Raw genomic sequence first — 244 nt, forward strand, 5'->3', positions numbered from 1 at the left:
TCGGCTACTTCGTCCTGCTGTTCAGCACCCTGGGCTATTTCTTTCCGGTGTTCGGCCAGGGCAATACCCCGGTGGCCATCGGTTGTGCGTCATTGCTGCTGTGGGCCGTGCACTTTTTGGTGCTGCGCGGGATCAAGGAAGCGGCCTTCATCAACCTGGTGACCACGGTGGCCAAAGTAGTGCCGCTGCTGCTGTTCGTGCTGATTGCCCTGTTCGCCTTCAAGCTGGACATCTTCACCGCTGA

Annotated in this window: 1 protein-coding gene; it reads left to right on the forward strand. The window is 59.0% G+C overall.

What is annotated here, in order from left to right:
- Positions 1 to 244: amino acid permease (locus J5M73_RS31645; protein WP_207817038.1), on the forward strand; the 244-nt coding region annotated here is incomplete at both ends.

The organism is Pseudomonas sp. 50_B (assembly GCF_017491625.1).
Lineage (GTDB): Bacteria > Pseudomonadota > Gammaproteobacteria > Pseudomonadales > Pseudomonadaceae > Aquipseudomonas > Aquipseudomonas danubii.